A 5,905-nucleotide genomic window follows, 5' to 3' on the forward strand; every position below is an offset into this window, starting at 1 on the left:
ACCGGGACAGGTCGCGGCGGCCAAGGGCCTGCTGTCCTGGCTGCAGGACAGGCTGGGCTGGATCGTCGCTTTGTGGGCCACCTGCGCCGGCGCGCTGGGCCTGCGCATGGCGGTCGGCCTGTTGTGGATCGGTCGCGCGGTGCGCGTGCAAGCCCGCGATCCGGCTTGGCAGGAGCGCCTGTCGCGCCTGGCAGAACGCTGCGGCCTGGGGCGCGAAGTGCGCCTGCGCGTGGTCGACGGCCTGGCCAGTCCGATCACGGCCGGCTGGTGGCGCCCGGTGGTGCTGGTGCCGGCCAGCCTGGTTTCCGGCATGCCGCCGCCGCTGCTGGAAGCCCTGCTGGCCCATGAGCTGGGCCATGTGCGGCGCCACGACTACCTGGTCAACCTGCTGCAGAACGTCATCGAAACCCTGCTGTTCTACCACCCCGCCGTGTGGTGGCTGTCGCGGCGCATCCGGGCCGAACGCGAGCAGATCGCCGACGACTTCGCGGCCCGCCACCTGGGCGAACCGCGCCGCCTGGCGCTGGCACTGTCGGAACTGGAAAAGCTGCAGTTCTCCAGCCACCACCTGGCCCAGGCTGCGAACGGCGGCGACCTGATGGCGCGCATCCGCCGCCTGCTGCGCCCGGACGTACAGGCGCTCAACTGGAAGGCCGCGATCCCGGTGCTGGGCTTGGCCATGGTGTGCGCGGCCAGCGCACATGCGCCGGCCGGTCATTCGAAGGCGGTCCCGGCGGAGCGCGGCGAGACCCTCGGCGCCATCGCGGATTTTTCGAGCTGCCGCAAGCCGCATTATCCGCAGGCCGACCTCGCCGCGGGGCATCAAGGCACGGTGACGCTCGCCTTCATGGTCGACGAACATGGCCGCGTCACCGACTCGTCGATCGCGACATCGAGCGGCTACACCAGCATGGACGAGGCCGCGCAGAGCGCCCTGGCGCTGTGCCGCTTCGCCCCCGCACTCGCAGCCGGCAAGCCGGTCCGGCAATTGACCCACGTCCAGTACGTCTGGACCCTGCAATAAGGAGAACAACATGTCCCGCAATGCCAGCGCAGCCACCATCGTCCTGCTCGGTCTGCTGACCGCCTGCGCCGGGCCGGGCCCGGCCGCCAGCAAAACCGCCGCCTCGACGGTGGACACGCGTCCCGCCATCCTGGATTTCAACAGCTGTGCCAAGCCCATGTATCCGCACGAGGAGCTGCAGGCCGGCCACGAAGGCACGGTCAAGCTCGGCTTCCTGGTAAAACCGGATGGCACGATCGGCGGCACCAAGCTAGTGCAAAGCAGCGGCTTCCCGGCACTCGACGAAGCGGCACGCACCGCCCTGGCCGCATGCCGGTTCCACCCGGCGACGCGCAATGGCCAGCCGGCCGAGACCTGGACCGACGTCATCTACGTCTGGGCCAGGCATTAAAAAGCCGGGCCGCCTCGGGCGCCCGGCTGTGGCACGCGGCCTGGCGGCCGCGCAAGAGGTGAACATCAGACCCCGGCGACGTCCAGCTCGGCCGTGGTCGCTGCCACCACCTGCTCCTTGCTCACGCCCGGCGCCAGCTCCACCAGCTTGAGGCCGGTTTCGGTGACGTCGATCACGCCCAGGTCGGTGATGATGCGGTCGACCACGCCCACGCCGGTCAGCGGCAGGTCGCACTTCTTGAGGATCTTGTGGCTGACCGAGCCATCCTTGGCGGTGGCGACGTGCTCCATCAGCACCACCACGCGCTTGACGCCGGCCACCAGGTCCATCGCGCCACCCATGCCCTTCACCATCTTGCCCGGGATCATCCAGTTCGCCAGGTCACCCTTTTCCGAGACCTGCATCGCGCCCAGGATCGCCAGGTTGATCTTGCCGCCGCGGATCATGCCGAAGGAATCGGCCGAGCTGAAGTAGGCCGAGCCCGGCAGCGCCGTGACGGTCTGCTTGCCGGCGTTGATCAGGTCGGCATCCACTTCGGCGTCCGTCGGGAACGGGCCGATGCCCAGCAGGCCGTTTTCGGACTGCAGGAACACTTCGACATCCTGCGGGACGTAGTTCGCCACCAGGGTCGGCAGGCCGATGCCCAGGTTCACGTAGAAACCGTCCTGCAGCTCCTTCGCCGCGCGCGCGGCCATTTCATCACGAGTCCATGCCATGTCGTTTGTCTCCTGGTGTTAGGCTTGGCGCACGGTGCGCTGTTCGATGCGCTTTTCCGGCGTCGGGTTATGAACGATGCGGTGCACGAAGATGCTCGGCAGGTGCACCTGGTCCGGATCGATCTCGCCGGTCTCGACCAGTTTTTCGACTTCCACGATGCAGACCTTGCCGGCGGTAGCGACGTTCGGGTTGAAGTTGCGCGCAGTCTTGCGGAACACCAGGTTGCCGGCGCGGTCGGCCATGTAGGCCTTGACCAGCGCGACGTCAGGGTTCAGCGCACGTTCCATCACGTACATTTCGCCGTCGAATTCGCGGGTTTCCTTGCCCTCGGCAACGATGGTGCCGTAGCCGGTCTTGGTGAAGAAGGCCGGGATGCCGGCGCCGCCGGCGCGCAGCTTTTCGGCCAGCGTGCCCTGCGGCGTGAATTCCAGCTCGAGTTCGCCGGCCAGGTACTGGCGCGCGAATTCCTTGTTTTCGCCGACGTAGGACGCGATCATCTTCCTGATCTGGCGCGTGGCCAGCAGCTGGCCGAGGCCGAAGTCGTCGACGCCGGCATTGTTCGAGATGGCCGTCAGGTTCTTGACGCCGGAATCGCGCAGCGCCAGGATCAGCGCCTCCGGAATGCCGCACAGGCCGAAGCCGCCCACGGCGATGGTCTGGCCGTCCTTCACGACGCCTTCGAGTGCGGACCGCGCATCTGGATAAACTTTATTCATACCCGTCCCTTTAGTAAGTGATCTATACAGCAGAGTAGAATTCGAGCATAGAATAGCCCCCGGCAAAGCACAATACCGTAGAAATACCGGCAAGCCCGGACCTTGGAGACAAAGAAGTGGAGTACTAAGCTTGCACCAAACGACAACATCATACGCCATCGATTACGAGATGATTTTCCAGTACGCGCCGGTTGGCATGTGCATCTCGGTCAACCGCATCATCCAGGCGTGCAACCAGGCACTGGCGTCGATGTTCGGCTACGACTGCGCACAGCTGAACGGCAAGTCCTTCGAGGTGCTGTATCCGACCCACGACGAGTTCCTGCGCACCGGCGACCGCATCGTCCCCATCATGAACGCCCGCGGCCGCTATTCGGACGAGCGCATCATGCGCCGCGCGGACGGCGAGCTGTTCTGGTGCCACGTGACGGGCCGCGCGCTCGACCCGCAGCAGCCGCTGGGCGCCGGCGTCTGGACCTTCGAGGACGTGAGCGAGAAGCGCCCGGTGACGGCCGCGCTCACGCCGCGCGAGCGCGAAATCGCGGCGCTGTTGGTGGAAGGAAAGACCAGCAAGGTGATCGCGCGCGAGACCGACCTGTCGCCACGCACGGTGGAGATGCACCGGGCCAAGCTGATGAAGAAGTTTTCGGCGTCGACTTCGTCGGAGCTGGTGCATAAATTGGTCGGCGTGGCGCGCTGACGCCCGCTGGGCACGGGTCCTTCCCGACGATGTTACGCTGCCGGCAAGCGGCTCCTGATGCGCTCCGGCAGCGGCACCGACTTCTCGGCCTGGAAGTCGATCCACACGACCTTGCCTCCGCCTTCTGCGTAGACGAGCTCGGCCTTTCCATCGGCGTCGACCAGGCTGATCTCGTGGGTGACCTCGAAGCTGGAACGGCCCGGCGCGCCGGCGTAGGTGCGCACCTCGATGTCGCCCGGGTATTTCAGCTGCTTGAGAAAGGTGCAATAGGCGGTGACGATGACCGGTCCCTGCCCCTTCGCATCGAACTTGCCGTTCAGTTCTTCCAGGAAGGCGATCCGCCCGGTCTCCATGTAGCGGAAATAGATCGTGTTGTTGACGTGCCCGAGCACGTCCATGTCGCCCCAGCGGATCGCCTGGCGCATGGTGTGCATTAACTTCCGCGTTGCCTTCTCGTTGCTCATCGCTGCCTGCTTCGTTTGAAAAAACAGGCATTGTAGTCGCTCAGCCGGACGTATGCCGGCACACGATATCCTTGACGATGCCGCAGAACGCCGCCGGATCCTCCAGCATCATCATGTGCCCGGCCTTCGGCTGCACCAGGCTCTCCCGGGCCAGCGCCAGCACCCATTCGGGAATGTCCCAGCCGGCGGCCGACAGTTCGCCGCCCAGCAGGTAGAGTGGAACGCCGCTGCCGAGCACGCGCCGCACGCCGTCGAGGTAGGAAGGAGCGCCGCTCACTTCCACGACCGAACGCGCCATCGCCTGGATGGTCTCGACGGGCTGGTTGGACAGGATGTCCCTGGCCCAGGCGATGCGCAGGTCACTGGCTTCGATGCCGATCCGTTCCAGCCAGGCGGCCGGATCGTCTTCCATCGCGCCGTATTCCGCGGCCCAGTCGGCCTCCGGCATGGCGGCGATGCGGGAACACCAGAACGCATCCTTCAGCGTGAAATTGCCTTCCACGCTGATCAGGCCCGCGACCAGTTCGGGAACATGCTGCGCGGCCAACATCATGACGGCGCCGCCGACACTGTGGCCGAGCAGCCAGGCCGGCCGGCCGACGTCCTCGCGCAGCACGCGCGCGATCTCGGCGGCTTGCGCGTGCAGGTCGATGCCGCGGTCGATGCTCCGATTGCTGCCGTAGCCGAGCAGGTCGGGCGTGCGCACGTCGAGTTCCGGCAGCAGGGCCTGCGGATCGTAATAGCCGCTCGAACCCAGCAGGCCATGGATCAGGACCAGTGGCCGGCGATCGCTCATTGCGCCGTCATGCCATCGTCGGCCGTGATGATGGTGCCGTTGATGAAATGGGCTTCCTCGGCCGCCAGCAGCAGGAGCAGGCCATCGAGGTCTTCCGGCTTGCCGATGCGGCGGCGCGGCAGCATCTCGATCAGCTTCTTGCCCTGCTCGGTCTCGAAATAATCCTCGTTCATCTCGGTGGCGATGTAGCCGGGGCAGATCGCGTTCACGTTGATGCCGTAGCGGCCCCACTCGACCGCCATCGCCTTGGTCATCTGCACCACGCCGGCCTTGCTCATGCAGTAGACCCCGATCTGCGGCAGCACGCGCAGGCCCGCCACCGAGGCGATGTTGACGATGCGGTGCTGCTTCCTGGGGTCGCCCTTGGCGCGCTGGATCATGCGCTTGGCGCACTGCTGGGCCATGAAGAAGGCGCCGCGCAGGTTGGTGTCCATGATGTAGTTGTAGTCGTCCTCGGTGACGTCCAGCAGACGCTGGGTGGTCGAGACCCCCGAGTTGTTGACCAGGATGTCGATCGGCCCGGCCTCGGTCTCGGCGTGGGCGATCGCCGACTTGATGCTGGCGAGGTCGGTGACGTCCAGCGCCACCACGTGCGCGGCGCCGCCGTCCGCCTCGATCTCGGCGCGCAGCTCTTTCAGGCGCTCGACGCGGCGCGAGGCCAGCACCACCTGCGCCCCGGCCCCGGCGAGGGCCTTCGCAAAGCGCGCCCCCAGCCCGCTGGACGCTCCCGTCACCATGGCGATCTTGCCTTCGAAATTGACTTCAATGCCCACTTTACGCTCCTGTTCCTGAACTCACCGAACTATATTCTGTTGCGACGACATAATGATTGCATACTTCACCAAATTCGCCGCGTTTAGATTGCTACATCTAATATCTGCCCTACAATACCCCCCTGCGTTGCAATCATGAGTAAAAAAGTGCACACTCGTGCTTAAATTTTTCTAACATCTATAAGACATGACTCAGCCCAACAAGCTCATCGAACAATACGGTCCGCGCGAAGCGATGGAATACGACGTCGTCATCGTCGGCGGCGGCCCGGCCGGCTTGTCAAGCGCAATCCGGCTGAAGCAGCTGGCCTCGGAACAGGGCCG

9 protein-coding genes are annotated in these 5,905 nt (G+C 65.4%); 4 read left to right on the forward strand and 5 right to left on the reverse strand.

Annotated elements, in window-relative coordinates; genetic code table 11:
* Both ACI48D_RS20945 and ACI48D_RS20950 read left to right on the forward strand, forming a co-directional pair.
* Positions 1-1,024: TonB family protein (locus ACI48D_RS20945; RefSeq protein ID WP_435573185.1), on the forward strand; the 1,024-nt coding region annotated here is incomplete at its 5' end.
* Positions 1,025-1,034: 10 nt separating this feature from the next.
* Positions 1,035-1,415 (forward strand): energy transducer TonB, encoded by a 381-nt coding sequence (locus ACI48D_RS20950; RefSeq protein ID WP_435573186.1) that lies wholly within the window; start codon positions 1,035-1,037, stop codon positions 1,413-1,415.
* A 65-nt stretch (positions 1,416-1,480) separates the two neighbouring features.
* On the opposite strand, the gene ACI48D_RS20955 is transcribed toward ACI48D_RS20950, so the two are convergent.
* Positions 1,481-2,131, reverse strand: coding sequence for a CoA transferase subunit B (locus ACI48D_RS20955; RefSeq protein ID WP_435573187.1), 651 nt, complete (start codon positions 2,129-2,131; stop codon positions 1,481-1,483).
* Between the two features lie 18 nt (positions 2,132-2,149).
* Complete coding sequence (locus ACI48D_RS20960; protein ID WP_435573188.1) at positions 2,150-2,848, reverse strand: CoA transferase subunit A; 699 nt, start codon at positions 2,846-2,848, stop codon at positions 2,150-2,152.
* 169 nt (positions 2,849-3,017) lie between these two features.
* Between ACI48D_RS20960 and ACI48D_RS20965 the strand changes: the two genes are divergently transcribed.
* Entirely contained in the window at positions 3,018-3,548 is a 531-nt protein-coding gene (locus ACI48D_RS20965) for a LuxR C-terminal-related transcriptional regulator (protein ID WP_435573189.1), read from the forward strand.
* A 32-nt stretch (positions 3,549-3,580) separates the two neighbouring features.
* Here ACI48D_RS20965 and ACI48D_RS20970 read toward each other — a convergent pair whose 3' ends face one another.
* The 3 genes from ACI48D_RS20970 to ACI48D_RS20980 form a co-directional block, all read right to left on the reverse strand.
* Positions 3,581-3,982, reverse strand: coding sequence for an acyl-CoA thioesterase (locus ACI48D_RS20970; protein WP_435573190.1), 402 nt, complete (start codon positions 3,980-3,982; stop codon positions 3,581-3,583).
* Positions 3,983-4,052: 70 nt separating this feature from the next.
* Positions 4,053-4,808: an alpha/beta fold hydrolase gene (locus ACI48D_RS20975; RefSeq protein WP_435573191.1), complete on the reverse strand. Its 756-nt coding sequence runs from the start codon at positions 4,806-4,808 to the stop codon at positions 4,053-4,055.
* The gene (locus ACI48D_RS20980; RefSeq protein ID WP_435573192.1) at positions 4,805-5,581 is read right to left on the reverse strand and encodes an SDR family oxidoreductase; all 777 of its coding nucleotides are present in this window, start codon (positions 5,579-5,581) and stop codon (positions 4,805-4,807) included. Before ACI48D_RS20980 ends, ACI48D_RS20975 begins: the two co-directional genes overlap by 4 nt.
* 187 nt (positions 5,582-5,768) lie before the next feature.
* On the opposite strand from ACI48D_RS20980, the gene ACI48D_RS20985 reads away from it, so the two are divergent.
* A partial coding sequence (locus ACI48D_RS20985) for an FAD-binding protein (RefSeq protein ID WP_435573193.1) occupies positions 5,769-5,905 on the forward strand: 137 nt, incomplete at its 3' end.

Source organism: Massilia sp. LXY-6, from assembly GCF_051233485.1.
In the GTDB taxonomy this organism is placed as follows: Bacteria; Pseudomonadota; Gammaproteobacteria; order Burkholderiales; family Burkholderiaceae_D; genus Telluria.

Bases quoted from the DNA above. Each gene is read 5' to 3' on its own strand.
- ACI48D_RS20970 (WP_435573190.1), bottom strand. From the start codon at position 3,982: ATGCACACCATGCGCCAGGCGATCCGCTGGGGCGACATGGACGTGCTC.
- ACI48D_RS20950 (WP_435573186.1), top strand. From the start codon at position 1,035: ATGTCCCGCAATGCCAGCGCAGCCACCATCGTCCTGCTCGGTCTGCTG.
- ACI48D_RS20975 (WP_435573191.1), bottom strand. From the start codon at position 4,808: ATGAGCGATCGCCGGCCACTGGTCCTGATCCATGGCCTGCTGGGTTCG.
- ACI48D_RS20955 (WP_435573187.1), bottom strand. From the start codon at position 2,131: ATGGCATGGACTCGTGATGAAATGGCCGCGCGCGCGGCGAAGGAGCTG.
- ACI48D_RS20965 (WP_435573189.1), top strand. From the start codon at position 3,018: ATGATTTTCCAGTACGCGCCGGTTGGCATGTGCATCTCGGTCAACCGC.
- ACI48D_RS20960 (WP_435573188.1), bottom strand. From the start codon at position 2,848: ATGAATAAAGTTTATCCAGATGCGCGGTCCGCACTCGAAGGCGTCGTG.